The 26976-nt window shown below is 36.9% G+C and carries 26 protein-coding genes; 9 read left to right on the top strand and 17 right to left on the bottom strand.

What is annotated here, in order from left to right; genetic code table 11:
• Positions 1 to 60: 60 nt before the first annotated feature.
• From mutM to ACPUVN_RS17430, 3 genes are all read right to left on the bottom strand, one after another.
• The gene (gene mutM / locus ACPUVN_RS17440) at positions 61 to 876 is read right to left on the bottom strand and encodes a bifunctional DNA-formamidopyrimidine glycosylase/DNA-(apurinic or apyrimidinic site) lyase (protein WP_426359041.1); all 816 of its coding nucleotides are present in this window, start codon (positions 874 to 876) and stop codon (positions 61 to 63) included.
• Between the two features lie 163 nt (positions 877 to 1039).
• On the bottom strand, positions 1040 to 2248 hold the full coding sequence (locus tag ACPUVN_RS17435; protein ID WP_426359042.1) for a zinc-binding metallopeptidase family protein: 1209 nt from the start codon (positions 2246 to 2248) through the stop codon (positions 1040 to 1042).
• Positions 2249 to 2344: 96 nt separating this feature from the next.
• Entirely contained in the window at positions 2345 to 3106 is a 762-nt protein-coding gene (locus ACPUVN_RS17430) for an SHOCT domain-containing protein (protein WP_426359043.1), read from the bottom strand.
• 471 nt (positions 3107 to 3577) lie between these two features.
• On the opposite strand from ACPUVN_RS17430, the gene ACPUVN_RS17425 reads away from it, so the two are divergent.
• The 5 genes from ACPUVN_RS17425 (at position 3578) to ACPUVN_RS17405 (ending at position 12839) form a co-directional block, all read left to right on the top strand.
• Positions 3578 to 6886 (top strand): DUF2126 domain-containing protein, encoded by a 3309-nt coding sequence (locus ACPUVN_RS17425; RefSeq protein WP_426359044.1) that lies wholly within the window; start codon positions 3578 to 3580, stop codon positions 6884 to 6886.
• 116 nt (positions 6887 to 7002) lie between these two features.
• Complete coding sequence (locus ACPUVN_RS17420; RefSeq protein ID WP_426359045.1) at positions 7003 to 9513, top strand: circularly permuted type 2 ATP-grasp protein; 2511 nt, start codon at positions 7003 to 7005, stop codon at positions 9511 to 9513.
• Entirely contained in the window at positions 9510 to 10388 is an 879-nt protein-coding gene (locus tag ACPUVN_RS17415) for a transglutaminase family protein (RefSeq protein ID WP_426359046.1), read from the top strand. Before ACPUVN_RS17420 ends, ACPUVN_RS17415 begins: the two co-directional genes overlap by 4 nt.
• Positions 10389 to 10441: 53 nt before the next feature.
• Positions 10442 to 11902: a circularly permuted type 2 ATP-grasp protein gene (locus tag ACPUVN_RS17410; protein WP_426359047.1), complete on the top strand. Its 1461-nt coding sequence runs from the start codon at positions 10442 to 10444 to the stop codon at positions 11900 to 11902.
• A 1-nt stretch (position 11903) separates the two neighbouring features.
• On the top strand, positions 11904 to 12839 hold the full coding sequence (locus ACPUVN_RS17405) for an alpha-E domain-containing protein (RefSeq protein WP_426359048.1): 936 nt from the start codon (positions 11904 to 11906) through the stop codon (positions 12837 to 12839).
• Between the two features lie 96 nt (positions 12840 to 12935).
• Here the strand turns inward: ACPUVN_RS17405 and ACPUVN_RS17400 are convergent, their stop codons facing one another.
• The 8 genes from ACPUVN_RS17400 to radC form a co-directional block, all read right to left on the bottom strand.
• On the bottom strand, positions 12936 to 13835 hold the full coding sequence (locus tag ACPUVN_RS17400) for an ATP-grasp domain-containing protein (protein WP_426359049.1): 900 nt from the start codon (positions 13833 to 13835) through the stop codon (positions 12936 to 12938).
• A gap of 48 nt (positions 13836 to 13883) precedes the next feature.
• Entirely contained in the window at positions 13884 to 14372 is a 489-nt protein-coding gene (locus ACPUVN_RS17395; protein WP_426359050.1) for a hypothetical protein, read from the bottom strand.
• Positions 14373 to 14577: 205 nt separating this feature from the next.
• A complete protein-coding gene (gene rpmG, locus ACPUVN_RS17390; RefSeq protein WP_126670413.1) occupies positions 14578 to 14733 on the bottom strand; it encodes a 50S ribosomal protein L33 in 156 nt (51 codons plus the stop codon).
• Positions 14734 to 14742: 9 nt separating this feature from the next.
• The gene (gene rpmB / locus ACPUVN_RS17385; protein ID WP_159822134.1) at positions 14743 to 14979 is read right to left on the bottom strand and encodes a 50S ribosomal protein L28; all 237 of its coding nucleotides are present in this window, start codon (positions 14977 to 14979) and stop codon (positions 14743 to 14745) included.
• A gap of 251 nt (positions 14980 to 15230) precedes the next feature.
• Positions 15231 to 15635 (bottom strand): hypothetical protein, encoded by a 405-nt coding sequence (locus ACPUVN_RS17380; RefSeq protein ID WP_426359051.1) that lies wholly within the window; start codon positions 15633 to 15635, stop codon positions 15231 to 15233.
• The gene (locus ACPUVN_RS17375) at positions 15622 to 16290 is read right to left on the bottom strand and encodes an AAA family ATPase (protein WP_426359052.1); all 669 of its coding nucleotides are present in this window, start codon (positions 16288 to 16290) and stop codon (positions 15622 to 15624) included. The genes ACPUVN_RS17380 and ACPUVN_RS17375 overlap by 14 nt, the downstream gene beginning before the upstream one ends.
• 80 nt (positions 16291 to 16370) lie before the next feature.
• The gene (locus tag ACPUVN_RS17370; protein WP_426359053.1) at positions 16371 to 16688 is read right to left on the bottom strand and encodes a PilZ domain-containing protein; all 318 of its coding nucleotides are present in this window, start codon (positions 16686 to 16688) and stop codon (positions 16371 to 16373) included.
• Positions 16689 to 16830: 142 nt separating this feature from the next.
• Positions 16831 to 17508 carry a RadC family protein gene (radC, locus tag ACPUVN_RS17365; protein ID WP_426359054.1) on the bottom strand — a complete coding sequence of 226 codons (678 nt, stop codon included), beginning with the start codon at positions 17506 to 17508 and terminating at the stop codon, positions 16831 to 16833.
• 106 nt (positions 17509 to 17614) lie between these two features.
• Here radC and coaBC point away from each other — a divergent pair, with 106 nt between their 5' ends.
• Positions 17615 to 18823, top strand: coding sequence for a bifunctional phosphopantothenoylcysteine decarboxylase/phosphopantothenate--cysteine ligase CoaBC (gene coaBC / locus ACPUVN_RS17360; RefSeq protein WP_426369532.1), 1209 nt, complete (start codon positions 17615 to 17617; stop codon positions 18821 to 18823).
• A 229-nt stretch (positions 18824 to 19052) separates the two neighbouring features.
• Positions 19053 to 19637 (top strand): nucleoid occlusion factor SlmA, encoded by a 585-nt coding sequence (slmA, locus tag ACPUVN_RS17355; protein WP_426359056.1) that lies wholly within the window; start codon positions 19053 to 19055, stop codon positions 19635 to 19637.
• A gap of 71 nt (positions 19638 to 19708) precedes the next feature.
• On the opposite strand, the gene ACPUVN_RS17350 is transcribed toward slmA, so the two are convergent.
• The 6 genes from ACPUVN_RS17350 to cyaY all read right to left on the bottom strand — a co-directional run bounded on the left by ACPUVN_RS17350 (position 19709) and on the right by cyaY (position 25407).
• Positions 19709 to 20368, bottom strand: a complete 660-nt coding sequence (locus ACPUVN_RS17350; protein ID WP_426369531.1) for a hypothetical protein — start codon at positions 20366 to 20368, stop codon at positions 19709 to 19711.
• A gap of 99 nt (positions 20369 to 20467) precedes the next feature.
• Positions 20468 to 21652 (bottom strand): heme biosynthesis HemY N-terminal domain-containing protein, encoded by a 1185-nt coding sequence (locus ACPUVN_RS17345; RefSeq protein WP_426359058.1) that lies wholly within the window; start codon positions 21650 to 21652, stop codon positions 20468 to 20470.
• Positions 21652 to 23310: a uroporphyrinogen-III C-methyltransferase gene (locus ACPUVN_RS17340; protein ID WP_426369530.1), complete on the bottom strand. Its 1659-nt coding sequence runs from the start codon at positions 23308 to 23310 to the stop codon at positions 21652 to 21654. The genes ACPUVN_RS17345 and ACPUVN_RS17340 overlap by 1 nt, the downstream gene beginning before the upstream one ends.
• 1 nt (position 23311) lies before the next feature.
• Positions 23312 to 24082, bottom strand: a complete 771-nt coding sequence (locus ACPUVN_RS17335) for a uroporphyrinogen-III synthase (RefSeq protein WP_426369529.1) — start codon at positions 24080 to 24082, stop codon at positions 23312 to 23314.
• On the bottom strand, positions 24069 to 25025 hold the full coding sequence (gene hemC / locus ACPUVN_RS17330) for a hydroxymethylbilane synthase (protein ID WP_426369528.1): 957 nt from the start codon (positions 25023 to 25025) through the stop codon (positions 24069 to 24071). The genes ACPUVN_RS17335 and hemC overlap by 14 nt, the downstream gene beginning before the upstream one ends.
• 64 nt (positions 25026 to 25089) lie before the next feature.
• Positions 25090 to 25407 (bottom strand): iron donor protein CyaY, encoded by a 318-nt coding sequence (gene cyaY / locus ACPUVN_RS17325; RefSeq protein WP_426359062.1) that lies wholly within the window; start codon positions 25405 to 25407, stop codon positions 25090 to 25092.
• A 102-nt stretch (positions 25408 to 25509) separates the two neighbouring features.
• On the opposite strand from cyaY, the gene lptM reads away from it, so the two are divergent.
• Both lptM and lysA read left to right on the top strand, forming a co-directional pair.
• Positions 25510 to 25692 (top strand): LPS translocon maturation chaperone LptM, encoded by a 183-nt coding sequence (gene lptM, locus ACPUVN_RS17320; RefSeq protein WP_426359063.1) that lies wholly within the window; start codon positions 25510 to 25512, stop codon positions 25690 to 25692.
• 8 nt (positions 25693 to 25700) lie between these two features.
• On the top strand, positions 25701 to 26945 hold the full coding sequence (lysA, locus tag ACPUVN_RS17315) for a diaminopimelate decarboxylase (protein ID WP_426359064.1): 1245 nt from the start codon (positions 25701 to 25703) through the stop codon (positions 26943 to 26945).
• Positions 26946 to 26976: the final 31 nt, after the last annotated feature.

The raw sequence follows: 26976 nt of genomic DNA, 5'->3' as shown, positions 1-26976 counted from the left end.
TCTTTTATAAAAAATTATCTGTTTTAATAAAGTAATTGAATATTATTGTTATACCAAGGCTTAGTTTTTTTGGCACTTTGGACAAAACACTGTTGCTCTGCCTGCTTGCTTTATTTCTTTTAAGGTTTCTTTACAGATAAAACAAGGTTTACCGCCTCTTCCGTACACCAAAAGCTCTTGCGCGAAATATCCAGGTTTACCATCTGCCTGAGTAAAATCTTTCAACGTTGTTCCACCCTGTTCTATTGCATGAGCTAACGTTTGTTTAATATGTTTTGTTAATTCAAGGTAGCGTCTTTTTGATATTTTTCCGGCTAGTTTTTTTGGATCAATGCCCGCTTTAAACAAGCTTTCATTCGCGTAAATATTACCAACCCCCACAACAATATGGTTGTTCATAAGAAATGTTTTTATTGGCGAGGTTTTGCTGCGAGACTTTTCATATAAGCAATCATCAGTGAAGTCTGAAGATAAAGGTTCAGGTCCAAGTTTGTTAATTAACGGATGTTGGTTAATATCTTCCGTTATCCATAATACAGAGCCAAAACGTCGAGGGTCATTGAGTCTCAATGCTAAGCCATTTTCAAAAACCAAATCAAAATGATCGTGTTTAATAACAGGGGTATTTTTATCTATAACCCTAATAGTACCTGACATGCCTAAATGCAGCATTAATGTGCCTTTAGATGTTTCTAGTAGTAAGTATTTAGCGCGGCGTTTAACAGAAATAACCTTTTCACCACAAATTTCCGCAATGGTAGGTGTAATTGGCCAACGCATTTTCGCATTTCGGACAATGACGTCGCTAACATTCTGGTTTAATACATGAGGCTCTACACCTTGCCTGCAGACCTCTACTTCTGGTAGTTCTGGCATAATATATTTATATCTCTAAATTTTAGCGGCCTCAATATTAAATAGCCGACTGTTAGATGGCAACTTTTAAATATATGAAGCCATATGATTATATCTATTGATATTGTACTAACACGATGTGATTTTTATCAAATAACCTCAACGAGTGTTGAGGTTATGTTGTTTATTTTTTACTAATTTTTTCTTTCTTTTTTTCTGTTGGTGCGATCTTTGGTAATAAGTGAAGTTTATTGTGTATGGCATAATGCACGAAAGTAAGCTTAGTGCGCACGGCTTGAGTTAATACAAACGGATAGGCATCTGCTAAACCCATACTTCTATTTAATGCATTAAGCATCACCGAAAAATCCATCCAAGTATCTAAAATATTATTAAAGTCTCTCTGTCTTAAAAAATAAGAAGTATCTTGAGGTAAATTCAGTTCACCAAACTCTTCAATATCTTCTTCTGCATCTTCTGCAATAACAGACGTTGAACCTGTAATTGAGAAATTTTGTGCAGTTTCTAGAGTATCAATGATGTGCATATAATGCGCCCACGTTTCTGCCCAGTCTTCATAAGGATGCATAGTCGCGTATTCACTAATGAAAGTATCTCGCCAGTTTTCAGGTGCACCATTTTTGTAATGCTTATCTAAGGCTTCTTGGTAATCTAGTTGGTCATCGCCAAAATATTGTTTACATAAGGCTTGCTTTTCTGGTGTCGGCATAATGATCAGATCAAAATAATAATGCCCTAATTCATGACGAAAATGCCCAAGTAACGTACGGTAACGTTCGCCCATTGCATGTTTTGTTTGTGAACGAGAAACATCGTCTGCCTCAGCTAAGTTAATAGTGATATGCCCACAGTTATGGCCAGTTAAAACAGCTTCATACCCTGTTAATGGACTAACAAAATGATCGTTAACATCTCGGTCGGTTATAAAATCAAAACTTAAGCCTGTCTCAGTATTTTCAGTATTATTTTGCAGCGGGATAGGTAATGCTTTTAGTGTATATAAAGCACGGCGTTTGGCGGCCTCCATCTTTTTCCATAAAGGAATATGCTCAACAATACTTAAATCAGGTACCGTTTCGTTAAAACGACAACCAAAACATAATACTTCTTCTTCATTCGCAGGATCGGGTATAAAAGTTGTTAAGTTAACCATGCCATTACAAGCATTAAAATGCTCGTTATTATCACATTTTCTGTACTGTATTTCCGGTTGAAGTGCTTTATAAAACAAACCTGTTTTAGCGTCCTGTTCATACGGTTCTACTCGATCAAAACTATCATCAATGCCTACTGTTTTAGCACAATTAAGACATTGATTACTTTCAAAAAACAAAATAGGTTTGTCTGTGCAAGTACATTGAAATGTTTTCATAGTTAATTTAATACCACGTTGATAAGGAACTCTTACTTTAAATATAAATGTATTACCCTTTATTTAGATAATAAAGGGCTATTTTAGAATTTAGCCTTACTTCAATAGTTCTGCTTTTTTGATATTAAATTCACTCTCTGTTAACACACCTACATCACGTAATTCAGCTAATTTTTTGATAATATCTATCATTTGATTCGCCGTATTATATTGTGAGTTAGTTGTTTCATTTGTTTGCTCAAAATTCTGAACAGGCGCTTGCGTAGGTTGCGGTTCTTGAACTGTTTGAGCAAAATTAGTTTGTGGGGCTGGAGATGCTCCAGAAACTAAAGGTAGATTCTGAACACTAATAGTTCCCCATTGACTGTTAAATGTAAGAGAGTCGTTGCCCCCTTGTTGTTGACTAACACCACCAATATTGTGGTCTAGTGTGTCATAAATAGAAACTTGTCCATTTAACTCAACAGCTAGTCTATTAGGGAACACGGCATAACGGGTATTATTTTGTGAACCGCTACTAGAAGGGCTACCTAAATCCATTGGCCACCATTGATTACTACCCGGGGTACCAGCTGCAACAACAGGGAATACTTGGTTATTAGATAATATATTGGCGAGTTCATTACAAAGGTTATCGACCGTTGTTTTTAACCCATTATTAAACATATCACCTACCATGGTCATACCGCCTCGCATCCATTGACCCGAGCCACCTAATTCAGGACAGTTAAATTGTGCCATCGAACAGCCACCGTTATTCACTGAAACTAACATATGTAGAACAGCATCGCGGCTTAAACCATAACGCGACGAAATATCATTAACTAAGTTTTCACCAACATTTGTTAGCTTTTGCATGCGGAAATATCCTATTAGGTAGATTGAGTTAGCTATTAAAAAGCGCTTAAGTGAATGAAAGCAGAGGCGCTTTTATTTGTGTGTAATAATGAATCACTTTCATGAGCAGAAAGTATTCGAAGTATGCTTATATTATAGCATTGTTACTGAGCTTAATCGCTGCTTTATTGTTAACTATTTTTTAAATATCTGTATAGGTTTATTTATTTTTTATAAGTCGATAATTAAATTATAAAATTCAGGAAAAGTGCTATTTTAGTGCATCTTTCTGCACCATTGAGGCTATTATTTATTATTTTATTATTGCCTGTTTATAATAGAGCACTCTTAAACCGATTATTTACAGATGTTTTGTGATTAAAGTGTTTGTTTTATTACGTTTATATAACTGGAATAAATCTTGCAAAAATTCACACTCAATAGCATTTTCATGTTATTCATGTAGGCATACCATCAAAGGGGAATTAGTCGATGACAATTACTGTAGGTATTTCGCACCATACCGAATATAAATATGACCGTTCTGTAAATATGGGGCCGCATATATTTCGTTTACGTCCTGCTCCTCATAGCCGCACCAAAATTAAAAGTTATTCTTTAAAAATCACACCTGAAGATCATTATATTAATTGGCAACAAGACCCATTTGGTAATTACCAGGCCCGAGTTGTATTTAACGAATCAACAACAGAGTTTAGCTTTACTGTTGATTTAGTCGCCGAAATGACGGTCATTAATCCCTTTGATTTCTTTTTAGAAGAATATGCTGAAGAGTTTCCATTTGTTTATGACAAAGTGTCAAAATCTGAACTAACTCCTTATTTAAAAAAACGTAAAGCTAGTCCTAAACTTCTAGAATTAATAGAATCTTTAAAACCTGAAAAGCCAATACGAAGCGTTGATTTTTTAGTTGCTGTTAATAAGGTGATATATGAATTAGTCGGTTACGGTATTCGCTTAGAACCTGGCGTACAAACACCTAATGAAACGTTAAACAAAAAAACAGGCTCGTGTCGTGACTCTGCTTGGTTATTAGTTCAATTGTTCCGTCATTTAGGCTTAGCCTCACGATTTGTTTCTGGTTATTTAGTGCAGTTAACCTCAGATCAAAAATCATTAGATGGACCAAGTGGCCCTGAAGAAGATTTCACCGATCTACATGCTTGGACTGAAGTTTACATACCTGGCGCAGGTTGGATTGGACTTGATCCTACCTCTGGCCTATTTGCGGGTGAAGGACATATTCCATTAGCTTGTACTCCAGAGCCAAGCTCTGCTGCACCGGTTACAGGTGGCATAGATGATTGTGAATCTGAATTTAGTTTTTATAACAAAGTAACACGTGTTCATGAAGATCCTCGCGTAACTAAACCTTATTCAGAAACACAATGGACATCGATAAATCGTTTAGGTCAACAGGTTGATAAAGTGTATACCGAAGAAGGTATTCATTTAACCATGGGCGGAGAGCCAACATTCATCTCTATAGATGATATGGAACACCCGCAGTGGAATACGGATGCCGATGGTGAAGAAAAAAGAATCTTAGCTCATAATTTATTTTTAGAAATGAACAAAGTCTACACTAAAGGCGGATTTACTCATTACGGCCAAGGTAAGTGGTATCCAGGTGAATCTTTACCCCGTTGGCAATATGGTTGTTACTGGCGTAAAGATGGCGTGGCGCTCTGGAAAGACTCTGCCTTGTTAGCTGATCCAAATAAAGACTATAAATTAGATCATACAAATACCAAGGATTTTGCCGAGAAACTAACGGCGGCATTAGGGTTAGGAAAAGAAGCCCTTACGACAGCTTATGAAGATATTCTCTATCATTTATGGCAAGAAGCCTCTTTACCAACCGAAGTTGGCCCAAAACAACCTGAGTTATTAGATGCAATGAGCCGTAAAGGTTTATTAGCAAAAATGGAACAAGGCATAGAAAAACCTATTGGTTATGCTCTCCCTTTACACTGGAATGATGGCAAGCATTGCTGGCAGTCTTGTAAATGGGAATTTAAGCGTGGTTACTGTTTCTTATTACCAGGAGAGTCCCCATTAGGCTATCGCTTACCTTTAGATAGCTTGCAATGGTCTGATAATATTATTGATCGTGACCCCTTTGATATCCCTGATGCTTTTGCCAAAGTAAAGAAAACTAAAAAAGGATTTATTGGCACAGAGATGATTAAAACCGCTCTTGTGCTTGAAGTAAGAGAAGGTCGTTTATATGTATTCATGCCGCCAACCAGTCACTTTGAGCATTATTTAGCGATTTTAACTGCTGTTGAAAGCGTAGCTAAAGAATTATCAATACCTGTTGTTATTGAAGGTTACACTCCACCTAAAGATAGTCGAGTTGAAAAATATGCAGTAACGCCAGATCCAGGTGTTATCGAAGTAAATATTCATCCTTCTATATCTTGGGATCAGCTAGTTGATAGAACGACAACCTTATATGGTTTAGCTAAACAAGCGCGTTTAGGTACTGACAAATTTATGGCTGATGGTCGACATACAGGTACAGGTGGCGGTAACCATGTAACTTTAGGTGGTGAAACTCCTGAACAAAGTCCATTTTTACGTCGACCAGATATTCTAAGAAGTTTCATTACTTATTGGCAACATCACCCAGGATTATCTTATCTATTTTCTGGTTTATTTATTGGCCCAACAAGCCAAGCACCTCGTGTTGATGAAGCCCGTGATGAAATATTATATGAGTTAGAAATTGCTTTTTCACATATGCCTCAAGGTGAAGTACCAGAACCTTGGTTAGTTGACCGATTACTGCGTAATTTATTAGTTGATTTAACGGGTAATACGCATCGTGCTGAATTCTGTATTGATAAGTTATATTCTCCCGATTCAGCCACTGGTCGTTTAGGGATAGTTGAATTTAGGGGTTTTGAAATGCCTCCTCATGAACAAATGAGCTTAGTACAAATGTTATTACTACGTACTTTACTCGCTTGGTTCTGGAAAAAGCCTTATCACAAACCTTTAGTGCGCTGGGGAACAGAATTACATGATAAATTCTTATTACCACAATACGTTGAAAATGATTTAGCTGAAGTCTGTCGTGATTTACAACAATCAGGTTTTGGTTTTCAATTAAATTGGTTAAATCCTTTCTTTGAATTTAGATTCCCAGTATGTGGTACCCGTGAACTTGATAATGTGACCTTAGAACTTAGAACCGCTATTGAACCTTGGCATGTACTAGGTGAAGAAGCTACTGGTACAGGTACAGCCCGTTATGTTGATTCATCATTAGAGCGAGTACAAATTAAAGTACAAGGTACAATGAGTGATCGATATATTGTCACCTGTAATGGCCGTCGCGTTCCACTTAAGCCGGTTAAAGGTAAAGCCAAAGATGAGATGGTTGCAGGTATCCGTTATCGTGCTTGGCAGCCACCAACAGCATTACATCCAACCATTGGTGTTCATGCTCCCCTTACTTTTGATTTAATTGATACATGGGAAGGCAGATCTTTAGGTGGTTTTGTTTATCACGTAAGCCATGCTGGAGGTCGCAATCCTGAAACTTTACCTGTTAATGCTTTTGAAGCAGAGGGAAGAAGAGTTGCTCGCTTCTGGGAACATGGTCATACACCTTCATTATTAAGTTCAGACGAACCAAGCTGGACACCATCGGCAGTTGTACATAGCTTTGAAAATGCTGGCGTTAGTGAGTTTGTTGTTCCTGAAGAAGAAAATATTAACCAAGATTATCCTAATACTCTGGATTTACGTCGACAGCCAGCCTTTAAATAAGTAGTAATTACAAGATCATTTCACTTTATAATTATTTAAAGTGGAATGATCTTATTGTTCCCCTCATCTATACCTTATAATGACAATTATTTACTCAAAAATGGAGTATGTTCAGCTTGTATATTAATGATACTACTTTGCCTGAATGGTTATCCTTATACCTTAACAACCCTCATAAACATGATGAGTTAGTTAACCATAGTGGCTTAAACCCTGACCATTGGGATGCTTTATTTAATCGTTTATCTAACTTAACTGCCGAAGATATTAATAGCCGAGCAATTGAAATTAATCAATTATTACAAAACGGCAATATCAAGTATGAAAGTAATCAACAATGCCAATTTGACCCGTTACCTTTTATGTTATCTAAAGATGATTGGAATTCAATTGAAGCAGGTATTAAACAAAGAACAACTTTATTAAATAAAATTCAGCAGGATATCTACGGCGAACAAAAATTACTTGTTGATGGCTCTATTCCGGCACAACAGTTATTCAAAGATAAAAATTATCTTAGAGAAGGCTTTAGTCTGCCAAGTAACGAATTAAAGTTATTTTTTACTGCCGTTGATATATACCGAACACCTACTGGCGAATTTAAAGTATTAGCGGATCATTGCCAATGCCCTTTAGGTTTAGGCGTATTATTAAAAAGTCGCATTATAGCTCGCCGTGTAATGGCTGAAGAGTTTGCTGAATGTAACGTCCAACAAATTAAGAAGTTTTTACGTGCGTTTCAAGAAACTATTAATGAATATACGCATTATATGGATGATCCGCGTATTGTTATTCTAACGCAAGGCATAGATGATCCTAATTATAACGAACATGCATTCCTCTCAACTTACCTCGGCTACACTTTAGTACAAAGCGCTGATTTAACTGTTAGAGATGGTGAAGTATGTTTAAAATCATTACAGGGGTTAGGAAAAGTTAATGTTATTCTCCGTTGGTTACCTGATAGTGGTATTGATTCATTAGAACAAACTGAATATTCATTACATGGTATTCCTGGCTTATTACAAGCTGTTAGAGAAGACAACGTTAAAGTATTAAACCCTTTTGGCAGCGGAATACTGTCTTCACCTGCTGTGCAATTTAACCTAGATAAATTATCACAAAGTCTACTGCAAGAACCTCTACTATTAGGACAGCGCGCTTACCATGATGTAAAAGATGCTGATTCATTAGACTGGAACACTCTTGAATTAATGAGTCATCAAGACCCTACTTTTAAATTAGATGGGATCACTGACGCTGAAGACATAAAATTAGCGATTCATAAAAGTCCTGAACAGTTTTATTTCCAAGATAAACCTGTTTTCAGTAGCGCACCTTTTTGGGAAGCTAACAAGCTGGTCGCTAAACCCATAGTTTTCAGATGTTATGCCTTAACTACAGAGCACGGAGTAAATGTATTACCATCAGCATTGTGTTTCTCGATTGATAATAATCATTACCCTAGTATTTCTGGTGGGATAAAAGATACTTGGATCAAAATAGATGGAAAAGTTGGCATAGTTGAACCCCATGCTGTAACACCTGTTCGAAAAAGAAGAGATGTTACCTTATTAGAAGGTGTTATTTCTAGCCGTACAGCTGAACATCTTTTTTGGTTAGGTCGTTACTTAGAGCGATGTGAAAACACAGTCCGTGTTTTGCGTGTTTTTATCGATAGATGCACAGAATTATCTATTTATTCAGATGTAATGCGACAAACGATAGTTACCAGACTATATACAGCAATACGCACACAACATATTGTTTATCCTTATGTTGAACAAGATTTGGTATTGCAAGACTGTAGTTTAGAACAAGCAAAAAACATGGCCTTCGAACTATTAGGCGATGAACAATGTGCTGGCAGTATCATTAATACATTGAAATATTTGTCGAACGCCGCTGTTCAAGTTCAAGAATTATTATCTTACGATAGTCGACGTATTCTTGATGACATTGGTGTTCAAATTAACGCTTTAAAAATGAGTACGGCGAATAAGACATCACGCACATTACAAAGTAGCCTAGATAAAATAATAGGCGCTATTATGGCTTTTAATGGATCAATTGCAGACTGTATGCCTAACAGTAACGGATGGTTCCTTCTAGAAATGGGTCACCGGATCGAACGCAGTTTACAAATAACATCATTAAGCGCTGCCTTATTGACTGAAGAGCTAGAAGAATCTGCGGAAATAGGTTTATTAGAATCAGTACTCACTTGCCAGGTAAGTTTAGTCACACATAAGCGCCGCTATCGAATGCATCAAAGCATAGGAACAGGTCTTGAACTGTTATTATTAGATGCTGAATATCCTCGTTCACTGTTATTTCAATTAGAACAAATTAGTCTCTTGTGTCAGCATCTTCCCACTAAACGAAGACCGGGTGTTATTGCTGCTCATGAAAAAGCCATTTTACTTTCTAAAACAACTTGTTATGTAACAGAGAGAGATTATTTACAAAAAAGTACGGAGGCAAAACGTCAACAATTAGTTGAATTTAATCACCATATTCGTAGTAACTTAGATACCTTTTGTGATGTATTATTACTGCAGTACTTTTCCCATACACAAACGGCTAATAAATTGAATTGGACCAATATTGAGCAAGCTCAATCGTGAAATATAAAATAAAACATACAACTACTTATAAGTACGCTGACTTTGTTAGCTTGTGCCAAAACCAAGCACGCCTAACACCCAAAACCAACCATAAACAAATATGCCACAGCAGTTATATTGAAATCGCACCATCAACAAGTTATTTACGTGAATATACTGATTATTTTGATAACAAAGTTACAGTCTTTGAGATAGCCAAACAGCATAAAAAACTTACCGTCACTATGGTGAGTGAGGTAGAACTATTAGTTAAACAGAGTATAGATTTAGATAGTGTTGATTTACCTTGGGAAAATGCTCGAGATTTACTAGTAGAACCTGAAACACGAGCTCTTTTAAAAGTCTCTGAATTTGTATTACCTTCCCAATTAACACCTTTAGAAAAAGGCATACAAGATTATGCTCTTGAGTCTTTTACGCCAGAAATGAACTTGATTGAAGGCTGTACAGATTTAATGGCACGAATTTTTCATGATTTTCACTATGATCCTGGTTTTACTACAATTAGCACCCCTTTAAGCATTGTCTTTGCACAAAAAAGGGGCGTTTGCCAAGACTTTGCACATTTTGCGTTAGCTTGTGTAAGAAGTATTGGTTTAGCAGGAAGGTATGTCAGTGGATATATCGAAACACTACCACCAGAAGGTGAAGTAAAGTTAGAAGGCGCAGATGCAACACATGCTTGGTTTGCTATTTTTGTGCCTAATTACGGTTGGGTTGACTTTGACCCAACAAACAATGTTTTACCGACTGAGCAACATATTACTTTAGCTGTAGGGCGAGACTTCTCAGATGTTACTCCACTTAAAGGTGTAGTCTTTGGCGGCGGTTCTCAAGTATTAGATGTGGCGGTGGACATGCTTCGATTAGAGTAATTTGATTTATACGACGACATATTAAAATGAGTTAATAAAAAGGTGGGAAGTGTATGGAAATTGATTGGAAAGCGTACCAAACAAATGGATTTTTTGATGAATTGATTGACGCTAAAGGAAATGTCAGACCACACGGAAAACAGTTAGCTCAGTTTTTTTCTAATTTATCAGCTGAAGAGTTAAAAAAAGCTCGGGCAGTTGCCGATTTAGCCATTAAAGAGATGGGGATTAGCTTCACCGTTTATAATGAAGGCAACATGATTGATAGGGCTTGGCCTTTTGATATCATCCCTCGTACTATTGGTAAAAAAGAATGGCAAGGTATAGAAGTTGGTTTAAAACAACGAACTGAAGCATTAAACCTGTTTATTGATGATCTATATCACGACCAAAAAATTATTAAAGATGGTGTATTCCCAAAAGGCTTATTAGAAAAGTCTGTTAACTTTCGCCAGCAGTGTGTGGGTATCAATCCCCCTAATAAAATTTGGGCACATATTTGTGGTTCAGATTTAGTGCGAGACGGCAGCGGCACCATGTATGTGTTGGAAGATAATCTACGTGTTCCTTCAGGTGTATCTTATATGCTTGAAAATCGCTCAGTAATGAAGCGTGTATTTCCTGAACTATTTGAACAAGTCTCAATTTTACCTGTTGACGATTACCCTTCACAATTATTTGATATGCTGGCTGCAATGTCACCTCGTCCTCAAGATAAACCTGAAGTCGTGGTATTAACACCTGGTGTCTTTAACTCAGCTTATTTTGAACATTGTTATCTTGCCCAAGAGATGGGTTGTGAATTGGTTGAAGGCCGCGATCTCGTTGTAGAGAAAGATGATTGCGTATACATGAGAACAATCACAGGTTTACAACGTGTTGATGTTATTTATCGCCGAATAGATGACTTATTTTTAGATCCAGAAGCCTTTTTACCTGATTCCCAACTAGGTGTTCCAGGGTTAATGCGTGCTTGGTCTAAAGGCAATGTTGCCTTGGTTAATGCTCCAGGTGCTGGTGTTGCAGATGACAAAGTTGTTTATGCTTATGTTCCTGAGATGATTAAATATTACTTAGGCGAAGAAGCAAAATTAGCAAACGTGCCTACTTTTAAATGTCTTGACCCAAAAGAATGTGATCACGTGATCAAAAATATCGATAAATTAGTCGTTAAACCTGCGAATGAATCGGGTGGTTATGGGTTATTGATTGGCCCTAAATCCACTAAAAAAGAACAACAAGCAACTATTGCACAAATAAAAGCAGACCCTCGTAACTGGGTAGCTCAACCAACATTAGATTTATCAACGGTTCCGACATTAGAAGAAGATGGCGTTACACCGGGTGGTCGTCATGCCGATTTAAGACCTTTTGTTTTATCTTCAGGTAAAGACACTCAAGTAACGACAGGTGGCTTAACTCGTGTTGCTATGGTGAAAGGGTCATTAGTCGTAAATTCATCACAAGGTGGTGGTAGTAAAGACACATGGATTGTAGACGAGGAGGCTAAATAATATGTTATCAAGAGTCGGTGAAACTTTATATTGGATGTCTCGCTACATTGAACGCGCAGAAAATGTTGCTCGCTTAATTAACGTGAATAATATGTTGATGATGGACTTACCTAAAGGGGTAAGTACTGGTTGGGAGCCCTTAGTCGACATTATTGGCGCACGAGAATCTTACCTAGAAACACATACAGATTTTTCAGAAACCAAAGCATTACGCTACTTGTTAGTTGGAAAGGATAATTATTCTTCTATTCTAAATTCTATTATTTCGGCTAGAGAGAGCGCTCGCACTATTCGAGACGTTATTCCAAGAGATATCTGGGAAGAAATAAATACCTTATATTATTATGTAAAAGACAATCAAAACGAGGGCTTAACTAAGCGAGGAAGATTTGCTTATTTAAAAGCTATTATCGATGCAGCACACCAAATATTTGGTGCTTTAGATGCAACCATTAACCATGATTTAGGTTATACCTTTATTCGTCTTGGACTAATGATTGAACGTGCTGATATGACATCGCGCATATTAGATATTCGCTCTGAAACATTAATTGTTAGTGAAGAAGCTAAGCCTTTTGAAAACATACAATGGATCAGTTTATTACGCTCATTAAGTGCATACCAAATGTATCGCCAAGAGATGGGAGTACGTGTGCAACGACCAGATGTTATTCAGTTTGTTATGCACAATAATGTTTTTCCAAGATCGATTATGTATTGTTTAGAGCAAATGAAATCATTAATTTCACCTCTACCTAATTCGGCTGAAATAGTAACCTCTATTAATAAAGCGATTGATGAATTAAAAGCAGAAGATGTGCGAGCTTTACAAAAAGGACTTTTACATAATTACATTGATGAAATTCAGCTGAAGTTAGCAGGAATTCATAATGATGTAGCAGAGCTTTATTTTTTAAAGCCCGCTGAAACAGAGTAACGCTATAAAGAAGTGAGTAGTCATACTATGCTCACTTCTTTATTTCAATAAATGCTTGTCACCCGACTACTGACTTTTCATCTCAAGACTTCCCCATTACAGACTATTATAAACATTCATTTTATCAACAAAGGCTTGAGCAAAACGTTTAGGTGACTCTGCATCCATATTAAAATATAACGATGGCTCTATAAGTTCGGCTTCCATTAACGCAAAAGATGTTTCATCTCTCACATAATCGAGGCGTGCATAAAGCGGCATATTATGGATGTTTGCTATAGCAGAAAGTGTTTTTTCAGCCTGTTTTAATAATTCAGCTTCTGGTTCAACGGTAGTTAACCTGCCACCATGCTCTTCTTGCACTCTAAAATCGTCATTCTTCGGTGTTTTAAGGATTGTATGACTGATGACCCCGTTAAAGTAAAACACCGAGAATTCGCCCTCTTTTATCACGCTTTCCATAAATGGCTGAACCATAAAAGCTTCATTGTTAAATATTGAACGTAATTCAGGCAGATATTCTTCAAAATTACTACGCGTTAACCAAAAAGTATTATCGGCATTTGCTGAAATGCGAGGCTTGATAACTAACTGATCGGTTTTAAAAGAATTAAAATATTCGTTTAGCGCTTCAGTTGATAACGCTTCTTTCCAAAGTGTACTAACAATATTGATCCCGTTTTCTTCAAGCTCTTTCAGATAAATTTTATCAATATTCCATTCAACAATAGATAAGCTATTTTCAAGATGAGTCGATGAGCTTTCGATATCAGACAGCACGTTTAAAAAGTCTTCTGCATGATCTTGATAATCCCAAGGTGAACGAATAATTACAGCATCGTATTCATTCCAATTAACATTTTTAGCTTTCCATGAAATAACTTGGGTTTGCCAACCGAGTTTTTTTAATGGCTCGTCAATTAAGTCATCGTAAGCTTCAAAGCCTTCTAAAGAATCCATACTTAAAATTACACATTGTTTTTGAGATGAGTTCACTTTTCGATCCTTATTTTCTTGTCGTTGCAGGCTAAATTAAATGGTTTGCTAGGCTGAAAAAATTTCATTGGGAACTAGCTGCGAAAAAATAGCCAAAGGAAAAGACTTCCATACTTGAGTGGTACGATTAAAGATGAGTAGTTCAGTATCCGTGGCAAATAAATTTAGAACATAAGGTTCTACTTGGTCGGCAAGTTCAACATTCACCACTAACGCCATCTTTTCATCTAATACTGGCGGGCTTTTAACAACTTCACCTTCACTGTTTTTCCATGAACGCATCATTTGGTCTAGGCCTTGCTCATTTAATACGGCAGGAGTTGCACGCCAATTTTTGCCAATACGTTCGATAGCCACATGATGAGAAAAAGTTAAAGTAAGAATAGTTTCATGGGCAGAAAATAAAGTTGCTTGTTCTGTTCCTGATATAGTTTCGTTGTCAGAGAATATTTTATTATGGGTAACGTTAATTAATAAAATGAACGCCATTACAGAAAAAATGATGACGTTGTTCCAGCCTACACGCGATAATTTCATACAAATCATTCAATAGTTTAACTAAGGCTGAATAGTATCAAACAGATTGATTTATTGCACAGCTTAGAAAAATATTCATTGATATCGATTGATTGAACTTATGAATACTCACGAGAAATGAAATTAATATGTTTGGTATAACATACTTTATTTTAGGCAATAAAAAACCCAGCCTAAGCTGGGTTTTTGAATAAGCAATTATCAATTACTTGATTTTAGCTTCTTTGTAAATCACGTGTTGACGAATTCTAGGGTCAAACTTTTTGATTTCCATTTTTTCTGGCATAGTCTTTTTATTCTTATCAGTAGTATAAAAATGACCTGTTCCAGCGCTAGATACTAAACGAATTTTATCACGCATAATGGTTCCTTAAACTTTCTCGCCACGGGCACGGATATCAGTTAAAACTGCATCAATACCTTTCTTATCGATAATACGCATTCCTTTCGGAGTTAAACGTAATTTAACGAAACGGTTTTCACTCTCAACCCAAAAACGGTGAGATTGAAGGTTTGGTAAAAAACGACGACGAGTCGCGTTTCTTGCGTGAGAACGGTTGTTCCCTACGACTGGTTTCTTGCCTGTAACTTGGCAAACTTTAGACATGTGAGTCACTCCAAATATTAATTTCAGCTCGAGCTATATTTCCCCAAGACCGTCGCCTCGGGATCCTGAAAAAGGTGGCATATTATAGAGAAACTGAAAAACGATTACTAGTCTTAATAAAGATCCTAGTGAAATAGTATTGATATTTATTGTATTTCAATAGGTTAAGAGGCGAATAAGCGGTTAATTGTTAGTAAAAAAACATAGTTTACACTTTATTTACTCACTTATCGTGTAAAAGTTAGTCTCGATTAGTCTATTTTAGATCCTAATAGTTTATGTAATTTCTCTTGCTGATCTTTATTACATAATTCATCAATTAAAATCCGTAAAATATGTGATTTAGCTAATTTAGTTTCGATGGCAAGATCTGATAGCTGATCTATCGCTTCTTCACTCAGAGTAAAAGTGGCATGTCGAAAGGCTTTTTTGATGTTATTTTTTGATTCGTGATCTTTGCTCGCTTTTTTATCAGCAACATATTGCTTTGCCGCGAGAATAGCCTGAGTCAAATTTAACTGGTTGTTAATATTACTACTAACAATTTCAGGCGCGCCTTTAGCATAATTTTCTGCGTCAGAGATAAACTCATCTACAGTAAATTTTTTTCTTTTGTTATTACCGTCTTTAGATTTTTTAAGATCACTTAAACTCATGGGAGTTGTCCGGTTTCATTGCTATTAACTCTTCGGCAATTGAAATCATTTCTGCGGCAGCTTTACCATCAGGTTCAATTTCTATAACAGAAGACCCTTTCTCTTCACTATCGTCATACACATTACGGTTAAACGTAACGGCGTTTAATACGTTAATACCATAAGAGCTACACACTTCCTTAGCTTCTAAAATACGACCCGCCTGATTAGGTAAGGATGGACACTGTGTAATAACGAACGAAGCTAACATTTTAGGATTAACCATTTTACAAGTACTGAGCATATCTTCCATGTGCGGTACTGTTTTCAAATCACGACGTTTAGGTCTTAATGGAATGATGACATGATCAGCAACAGACATAGCAGCACGCAAAGCCAAATTGTCTTGTCCACCACAATCAACAATAACGTAATCATAATGTTGGTTTAAGCTTAGTAAATCATTTCTGATTTTTCCATATAGCTGAATACAGTTTATCGAAGGTAAGGTAGGATCTGTGTTTCTAGCTTGAATCCAATCAGATGTCGTTCGTTGTGGATCACAATCGACCATTAAAACAATAGCCTCTTCTTTTTTAGCAAAATATACAGCTAAATTTTGTGCAAGGCAGCTTTTACCACTACCGCCTTTTTCGCCACCTACTAATATCATCATTACCCATTTCTCCTACGATCACTGAGTCAGTGATACAAAAATAATTATTGTTTTAGTTTTTGATTTATTTATTTCGTTAACTACTTGGTGTTTTCATCCAAACGTAAAGCTATTTCAAACCAACCATTGTCTTGTTTAAGGCAGCGAATAACTCGACCATATAGCTTCTGGCTATTTGGATTAGCTGATTTAAAAACAATTTTTGCTGGCGTTTGTACTTCAATCGCCTGATCACAATCAAGTTTTAAGCCGCCTCTTGAAAAATCAAGACAGACTATCTTTTTATTATGTTCAATACCGTTAGCGTCAGTCCATACAATATCAACTAGCTCTTTTTCCATATCTAAACGGAATGACTGACGGCGATCTTCTTCTTCAATTTGCCTATCTTCAGACATATAAAGTTCCTTAAACTTGTCATATTTTTATATAAAATTAACGGTGATTGGCTTGAGTTGCAACCATTTTAAACTAAACTTAGGGCTGTAATTTTTTTACCAATTGGTTATTTAACAAGCTATCAACATTACGTTAACTCTCTTAACTATTTAGCTCACCATGTTCGGCAAATGAATAACATTGATGCCCTGCAATAATCATATGATCTAACACTCTAACATCAATCAAACCTAAAGCTTGCTCTAGGCGTTCGGTAATTTGCCTGTCTGCTCTACTAGACTCAGCAATACCTGATGGATGATTATGCGATAAAATTACGGCAGCGGCTTGATGCTTTAATGCGTGCTCAACCACAATGCGAGGGTACACCGCAGCTGAATCGATAGTGCCATAAAATAAACGTTCGAATTTGATCACTTGATGCTGATTATTTAAAAAGAGAACCGCGAAGACTTCTCGGGTTTCATTACGTAATTCACTGATGAGGTAATTTTTAGTGGCTTGGGAGGAAGTGAGTTCATAACCTTGTTCAAGTTGTTCAGATAAATGCCTTTTCGACATTTCTAAGCAAGCTTGTAATTGTGCATACTTGGCTGAACCTAAACCTTTACGGGAACAAAATTCAGTTTCTGAAGCTTTATAAATAGCTGAAATGCTACCAAAGCTTGTTAGTAACTTACGTGCTAGATCAACAACATTGCAACCTTGTACGCCAGTTCTCAAGAATATAGCGAGTAACTCAGCATCACTTAAACTAGCGGCTCCTTGGTTGAGAAGCTTTTCTCTAGGTCTTTCTACGCTTGGCCAATCTTTTAACATATCCGCCTTCCTTGCATAAATTTTAATCAATATTGACAATTTAATATATTATCAATTAATGCTATCTTAACAACCCCTTTGTTTTAAATAATATGTGTAGTAAAGAATGCTAAAAGGCAAAAATATTGTGCTCGGTATAAGTGGTGGCATTGCCGCTTATAAAACACCTGAACTTGTACGTCGCTTAAAAGAGCACGGTGCTAACATTCGCGTTGTAATGACAGATGGCGCTAAAGCTTTCATTACGCCATTAACACTTCAAGCCGTTTCAGGTAATGCAGTGTCAGATAGTTTGTTAAATACCGAAGCTGAGCTCGCTATGGGTCATATTGAGTTAGCTAAATGGGCTGACCTTATACTTATCGCTCCAGCAACTGCAGATCTTATTGCACGTATTACACATGGGCTAGCAAACAATTTGCTTACCACTATTTGCTTAGCGAGCAACGCACCTTTAGTGATTGCGCCAGCCATGAATCAGCAAATGTGGCATGCACAAGCTACACAAGCCAATATCAATATTTTAAAATCACGCAACATTACTCTTTGGGGTCCTGGAGCAGGTGAACAAGCCTGTGGCGATGTAGGTTTAGGGCGTATGCTTGATGTGCCTGATTTAGTAAAACTCGCGTGTGATTTTTATAAAAAAGACAGTTCAACTAAAGTATTAGCGGGTCAACATTGGGTGATCACAGCTGGTCCTACACGTGAAGCGATTGATCCTGTTAGATATATTTCTAATCACAGTTCTGGAAAAATGGGTTATTCAATTGCTCAAGCAGCGCAAAAAGCTGGAGCGAAAGTCACTATTATTTCTGGTCCCGTAAACATTTCTGCACCACAAGATTGTGCAGTGATTAACGTAGATAGCGCCAGAGACATGCATCAACACGCAATAACACTGGCTGAACAAGCTGATGTATTTGTTGCTTGTGCTGCTGTTGCTGATTACCGTGTTGCAGAGGTTGCTGATCATAAAATCAAGAAGACCGCAGACAATGATAACCTGACCATTGAGCTTGTTAAAAACCCTGATATTGTGGCTGATGTGGCTTCATTAACAAACAAACCTTTCACGGTTGGTTTTGCTGCAGAGACGCAAGATGTTGAACAATATGCAAAAGCTAAACTAGCACGTAAGAATTTAGATTTAATATGCGCGAATAATGTTTCTATTGCTGGGCAAGGATTTAACAGTGATGATAATTCATTAACGGTATTTAGTGCCCATGATGAAATACACTTACCATTAACAAGCAAAGCTGAATTAGCTAAATCTCTAGTGGCAGAAATCGCTAAAAAGTACGTTAAGTAACGCACTAATAAATATTCAAAATAACAGACTAAATAATACATAAAGCACATCGGTTTATTTTTTATAATAGTAAGTGACCACATACGCCAGGATTATTGATTTAAATATACTGGCGTATTTATTATTTACATAAGTGAAATAAATTCATACCCCATAAAATGCCTTGAAAGCCACCCTATAAAACCGTTAGAATTCACTCATTAATAATTATAATAATGAGAATTTTTTGATGCCCTCTAATCAAAAACCAAATCGTAAACAACAAATCCTAGAATGTTTAGCTCGTATGCTCGAAACCAGCCCAGGACAACGTATTACTACAGCCAAATTAGCTGCTGAAGTAGGTGTTTCTGAAGCGGCTTTATATCGTCACTTTCCGTCAAAAGCGAGAATGTTCGAAGGCTTAATTGATTTTATTGAAGAGTCTACATTCTCAAGAATTAATCTTATTCTTTCAGATCATAAAGAAGCCTTGGTACGTTGCCACCACATTTTACACGTACTCTTAGTATTTGCTGAGCGTAATCCTGGTATGTGTCGTATTCTAAGCGGTGATGCATTAATGGGTGAGAATGAACGTTTACGCGCCCGCGTTAATCAGTTTTTTGAGAAACTAGAATCTCAATTTAAACAGGTATTAAGAGAACGTAAATTAAGAGAAGGTAAAAGCTTTACCATTAATGAAGCAGCTTTAGCGAATATTATTGTGGCTTTTGCTGAAGGTAAAATTTGCCAATATGTAAGATCGGGATTCACTAAAAAGCCAAGTGACGAATTTAATGATCAATGGCAGTTCTTGATGGCGAGTAAATAAGCCTAAGCTTATTGATATAATACCTACTCATCAACCTCCAAGGTCTATGAGTAGGTACACCAGAGCAGCTTTTACGCTGAAACAGCTGCTTGGATAGTTGCAGGGCTAGCAACAAAAATATCGTACGGTAAAGGCTCTGCTAACAAGCTAGCATCTATTTCAACTTCCATGAAGCCGCTCGCAGTAAAGAACGACTTTAATTCTTCATTGGCTATCACTTCATTCTCTAAAGCTAGATTTGTGTAATATTGCGTGTTTTCTTCACCATTACAAAATTCTAAATCAACAAATAAATTCATCGCCATACTCATTAAGTTTAACGACTGTGCTTTCGGGTAATGTTGCGCAATTTCATTCAACAAATATTGAGCGACACCTTGTTTTCTGTATTGAGATTGAACACTGATAGCTTCAATCATGATATGAGTTTTTGCATTAGTATCTGCTTTAACCAAAAGCTTTTCACAATATTCTGCGATTAAGTTCTGCTTCTTAAAATAAACACCTAATGGGATTTCCCAATCACTAGCTTCTTGCTCATCTAACATTTCAAAGCTTTTGTCTGCATCACGATGTTTATTTAAGGTTATAAGCTCAATTTCAGCTTTAGCGATAACTTCGCCAGCTTCATTACTTACATTGATTTCTTGCGTTAACTGCCAGTCGTAAGAGGCTTTTATTTCAGGTTTTTTAAATTCTATTGATAAGTTCATATGTCTTGTTTGCATCATGTTATCTACAAGATGCTACCTTGATGGTTGTCTTTAGGGCATAAATAAAGCCAGCATAATAACTGGCTTTATTTGATAATGTTATTCGTTGCTATTTAACTAATGTAATTTAGCGTAAACCTGCACAGCTTTTTCAAATTGCTCACGTTGCTGTAATGTTTGGGCAAAAGCCAATAAGTCGACATTGTCGTATTGGCTTTCATCTAAATTAACTAAGCTGTTAAAGGCTTTTTCTGCAATATCCCATTGCTTACTCGATACCGCTAAATGTGCTAAACAACTTAACCACACAGCATTCTGCGGGTCTTTCTGTAAGTACTTTTGTACAACAATAATAAGTTCGTCAGGTTGGCTTATCGGTAAGCTTCTCATATTCTTAATGAATGCTTTGTCCGCGCCTTTTTTAATAACAGGCAGTAATATTTTACTTAATGGGGCTGTAATATTAGTTTCAGCCAATACTTTACAGTAAGCCATTACAACCACTTCACGCTTCTTCACTTTACTTGATAAGTTGTTCCAGTAACGTGAAATTTCTTCTGAATCTTTCTCTGTCGCTAATTGCTTGAAAGCGCCATAAAAAACAACATCTTCCCATTGTTGAATAGTTTGCTCTGTTATAGCTTTTTGCTTACGCGCAGCCACTAAAGATTCTGCAGCCGCTAAATAGTGCTTCTCTGCAATTTGTAGATCAATGTTTAAGGTTAACAAGCGCGCATCGTGTCCGATAAGCTTATGGTTTTCGTCAATCAATAAGCGTGCGTTTTCTCTATCGTCTTGCTGCATATATAATTTAACTGTAACCAGCAAAGACTCAATATTGACGTTCTTTGCCTTATTATCCACTTCACTAAGTAAGTTTAAGTAATGCTTAGCATTTGTGCTTAACGATTGCTTAGATGCTGCTGACGAAGCGAGTAAATAACCAATGCGTTCTCTTTGTGCGGGTTCTGAGCTTTTAGCAAATAAGTGTTCCGCTTGAGCATAATCTTCAAGAATATAAGCAGCGACGGCTTTTTCGAAATCTTTAACACCACGACGTTTACTTGCATAAGCTAATTTATTCCAAGTACCTAAGCTGAATCTGAAGCCACCTCGGAAAATAACAAAAAGTAACACCACAACTAAAAATATAAACAGAATCCAAAAGATAGCAGAATATACCGTTAGCTCATAAATCATACCGCCCATGGCAATAGAAATATAACCAGGTTCAGTAAAAAATATTGGCGTAACCGCAACAAAGGTAAATATGACAAGGAGCAGAACAAACAATTTTTTCATTATGCTGCCTCGCTCTTGTCAGCTACCTTGTCAGAAAGCTTCTTTATTTCAGCTTCTTTAATTTCTGGCGCTTGTTCAGATAATTCTTCTTTAATAATTTCAGGCGTAATTTCTGGCATTACCTCAGGGATCACTTCAGAATTAGCTTCTGGTATAACAATGCTTTGACTTTCTTCTGCTGCTTGCGGCTCTTCTTTATTTTCTTCTAAAGGCGCTTTATTCTCTATCGGCTTCGCAGGCGGTCGAGTTGATTTCTTATCTTCAAGGGCTTTTCTTATGGCTTTTAAAGAAACCAATTTAAGTTCGTCTTCAACCACAATCACTTTATTTTTAACGCTTTCAATTGAATTGATGAAGACTTTATTCTTTTCATCATTCAAGTCGAAATATTGAGTTAGCCATAATTGTGCATCGTTTAACGATTTAACAAACAGGGTGTGATTGCCTTTGCTTGCAGCCCATTGTGCAACTTGTAGTTTGAGGCTTAAGTTTTCTTTTAAATGCTGACGTTGGTCTGCTGGCAAGATAGGCTCTAAATCACCTACTCGGCTATGAACAACAACAAATGTTTGTAATAATTTGTCCCATGTTTTAGCCATATTCTCACGCCAGTCGGATACATCTTCAGATAAGGTATAGCGGTCAGCATTCTCAGTTTCTTTAGCAACCGTTAAGGCAACTAAAGGTAATGATTGAACTTGTTCGCCCAACGCCATTAACGACAAGATAACTTGTTCTGTTTCTAATTTCGGCATTAATCGCAACGCTTCAATATCTTGATAAATAAGCTGACGTATTGGTAATATTTCTGGATCATTTAATTCAGCTATTCGCGTATCGGCATCTTGTAATAAACCGATTGCTGCTGTTGTATCTTTTTCTAACCATAAAGTACGAGCTGCAACTCTAACAAGGTATTCAGCTTCATGAACTAACCAATCTGTTGGTTGGTTTTGACTGAACTTTTCTACCATTAAGTTAAGTTGCTCAATATTGTCTTGTGTTTCTTGCTTCATATTATTGGCTGAATTAGAAAATTGCATCGCAAGCTTCTGCTCTTGATCTTGCAGTGTTCTTAGCAGCTTTTCTTGCATTCTTTGTTGCGCTAATTGATTGCCTTTTGTGGCTTCACTTTTAACCTGCTGCAGTTGCGAAATAATGGTATTTTGCTGCTGAACATGCCAAAAATAAAGTAACACAACACCGACTATAGCAAGCAAGGCAATGAGCAATGATAAAACGGCAAGTTTAGATATTTTTGATTTCTTTTCAGGCTCTTTAACTTCTTCTTGTTTCACTGCTTTTTTAATTTCTGGTTTTGAGTCTTTCTTTTGTTCTGGTTTCATAGTTTGTTTAACTTTTTGAGAAGATGATGATTGAGGAGATACTGAAGGCTTAGCGGTTTCAGTTTTTTGTGCAGCTTTATCGTTTGATTTCGCCGCCTTAGATTTTTCATCTAGGTTTTTATTATTGTCAGTTTTACTTTCAGCAGCATTATCTTTTATCGCGTTAGTACTATTCGACATATTAACGGATACGCTAGCTTGAGAACTATTGGTTGATGAGCTTTCGGCAGACTTCTGAGTTGATTTAGTGATGCTATTGCCTTTTTCAGCTGAGTTATCACTATTTTTAGTCGTTGGCTTATCGGTCATCATCTTATTCCATGTTGATTGTTACATCAGATGTTATCGCATTGGTAATAGCATTATCACTTGCGCCGTTCGAATTTATAACGCGCTTTAAACCTAATGCTTTTGCATTTTGAGCTATTCGTTCGCTTGCAACCACCCAATAGCAGTCGGTTTGCCAATACTCATCTGATAGATTAATTAATTGTACTATGCTTTGTAATATAGCGTCACTAGTTATCACCATACAATTAATACGATGACTTCGCCAATGTTGTTGAATATTGTTAGGTAATTGTCGCCAAATTCGTTGATAAGCTTCAATATAGTATACAATTCCATTTTTTGCTTTGAGGGAGTCAGCTAAATACTCTCTACCACCATCTCCTCTTACAATAAGAATGTCTTGCCCTTCAATAGATTGCAGTTCAGGCAATGCTAATAAGCCTTCGCTAGTTTGAATTTCAGGAGAAATAGCGTCGATATTCAAAGCTTTTAAAGCTTTTGCTGTGGCAGTACCTACAGCAAACACTTTACTTGCCTGCCAAGAAGCGATGTCGATTACCGAGTTAGCATTTAGTACCGCAGCAACACTAATAAACACAACAATCGGCTGATTAACTTTATCTAAACGTTGAGCAAGATTTACCGAACCACTTTTAGTCAGGCTATCACTTACTCGATAATCAAACATGGGCTGACACTGAGTGTTCATACCCAGTGTATTTAGCTTGGTCGCTAATCTTCGCCCTTCATTTTCAGGGCGAGTGATCAGAACATTGAGATTACTGTTCGGCATATACCTGTTTCAAAATTACATCTGCACCTAAACTAAGTAACTGCTGCGCGAGTTTATTACCTAATGCTTCAGCTTCACTTACAGGACCACGGATATCACTATGCAAAATAGTGCTGCCATCAATTGCACCGACTAAACCACGTAAATAAATAACAGGCTCAGCATCAACTGATGAATCGTTTTCTTCTAGAACAGCATAACTACCAATAGGAACTTGGCAGCCACCTTCTAGTGCTCTGTTCATTGATCTTTCAGCGAGTACTCTAGTACGTGTTTCTTTACATTCAAGTGGAGCAATCAACGCTTTAATGTTTTCATCGTCTACTCGACATTCAATACCTACAGCACCTTGTCCGTTAGCAGGTAACATAAGTTCTGGTGCTATATATTCTTTAATACGCTCTGGCATTTCTAAACGAATTAAGCCTGCAGCCGCTAATATAATCGCGTCGTATTCGCCAGCATCAAGTTTTTTCAAGCGCGTGTTTACGTTGCCACGTAAATCTCTAATTTGTATATCTGGTCGTAACGCTTTAATTTGGCATTGTCTGCGTAAGCTAGATGTACCGACTACAGCACCTTGTGGTAACGACGCAAAGTTCTCGATAGTGTTTGAAACGAAAGCATCGCGTGGATCTTCACGCGGACAGATAACTTCTAAATCAAGTCCTTCTGGAAATTCTACTGGAACATCTTTCATTGAATGCACAGCAATATCAGCACGATTTTCTAACATGGCAACTTCAAGTTCTTTAACAAAAAGCCCTTTACCGCCTACTTTAGCTAATGGCGTATCTAAAATAATGTCGCCTTTTGTGGTCATAGGTACGAGTTCAACCGTAATGTTTTCGTGATGTTTTTCAAGTTGTGCTTTTACGTATTCTGCTTGCCATAAGGCTAAAGCACTCTTACGAGTCGCGATACGTACGATGTTTTTACTCATAGTTTATTGCCTGATTATTTTGTCTAATTTTTTTTGTCTAATTGTGCTGCCTAATTTTATTACATTACGCTTGTAAGGTAATTTCAGCATCTGCTTGAACACTGACTGCATTTGAAATGAATTGCCAGAATTCATCTCCACCACGTTTATCTATCCATTGGTCATTTTCAAAATGGAAGTGATGACCATTAAATTTAGTAGCAACCCAAATTTCCTTCAAAGGCGCTTGCTTATTAATGATGATTTTAGTGCTATTTTTAAATGTTAAGGTTAATAAACCGCCAACACCTTCGAAATCGATATCGTAACCACAGTCTTCAATGGCCTCTTCAACAGCCAGTAATAAATCTTCTGCTGCTATATTATATTCACTATCGTTCATTAATTGTCCTTTATGCCTAATTTGGCAAATTATTTAAGATCGCCGTTATACCAATCTGATTATAAAACGTCTATCATGGGAAAAAAATCGAATTAATCAAATATGTGTAAACAAATTTTATTTATTTTGGCTTTCGTTGTGTCTTTGGTAACAATAACAGGTTGCGGCATAAAAGGTCCTTTGTATCAAACTCCGTCTGAAAATGTTGATCCTAGCTCTTCTGAAAAATTAGGATTTAGCCCAACAGAACAAACAAATTCAAATATTAGCACTAGTAAAAGGTAGGAAAAGCGGTGGACTTTTTTAATCATAAAAATACATCTTTATATGCTGAAGATAGCAAAGTATCTGACATTGCCAATGCACATGGTACACCTTTATATATTTATTCAAGAGCGACCATTGAAAGACACTGGAAAGCTTTTGATAACGCCGCTGGCGATCGTCCACACATTGTATGTTATGCCGTAAAAGCTAACAGTAACATTGCGGTATTAAACGTAATGGCGCGCTTAGGTTCAGGTTTCGATATTGTATCGAAAGGTGAATTAGCACGTGTTTTAGAAGCAGGTGGAGATCCGAAGAAAGTTGTTTTTTCTGGTGTGGGTAAAACATCAGACGAAATAGCTTACGCACTTGATAAAGGTATTTATTGTTTTAACGTTGAATCTGGTGGTGAGCTTGATCGCATTCAAAACGTTGCGAAATCTTTAAATGTTGTTGCTCCTGTTTCTTTACGTGTAAATCCAGACGTAGACGCAGGTACGCATCCGTATATTTCTACAGGCCTAAAAGATAACAAATTTGGTATTAATATTGATGATGCTGAAGAGTTTTATGTTTATGCATCAACATTACCAAACATTGCAGTAAAAGGTGTTGATTGTCATATCGGCTCACAAATTACTGAAGTTGCTCCTTTTCTTGATGCGTTAGACCGTGTTTTGATGCTAGTAGACAACTTAGCGAAAAAAGATATTAACTTGTCACACATTGATGTGGGCGGTGGATTAGGTGTTTGTTACAACGATGAAAAACCACCACACCCAGAACAATATGCTAAAGCCATTGCTGATAAATTAGAAGGTCGTGAAATTACACTAATATTTGAACCAGGTCGCGCCATTATGGCTAACGCTGGCATATTAGTAACTGAAGTTGAGTTCTTAAAATCAAACGAAGAATTAAACTTTGCGATTGTAGATGCGGCAATGAATGACTTAATTAGACCTGCTCTTTATCAAGCATGGCAAGCGATTATTCCTGTAGAACACAGAGATGTACCAAGCAAAGTTTACGACATAGTTGGTCCAATTTGTGAAACAGGTGATTTCTTAGGTAAGAAACGTGAACTAGCGATTGAAGCAGGTGATTTACTTGCGATACGTTCATCGGGTGCTTATGGCTTTACCATGAGTTCAAACTATAACAGCAGACCACGTGTTGCTGAAATTATGGTTGATGGCGCAGACGTTCATGTGATCCGCAAACGTGAAACAATAGAACAACTTTGGCAAGGCGAATCTTTGCTTCCATAAGTTATAGCGTAAACAGTATTAGTCACGAGAA

The organism is Pseudocolwellia antarctica (assembly GCF_049933045.1).
Lineage (GTDB): Bacteria > Pseudomonadota > Gammaproteobacteria > Enterobacterales > Alteromonadaceae > Pseudocolwellia.
This window is presented reverse-complemented; position numbering and strand designations above follow the sequence as displayed.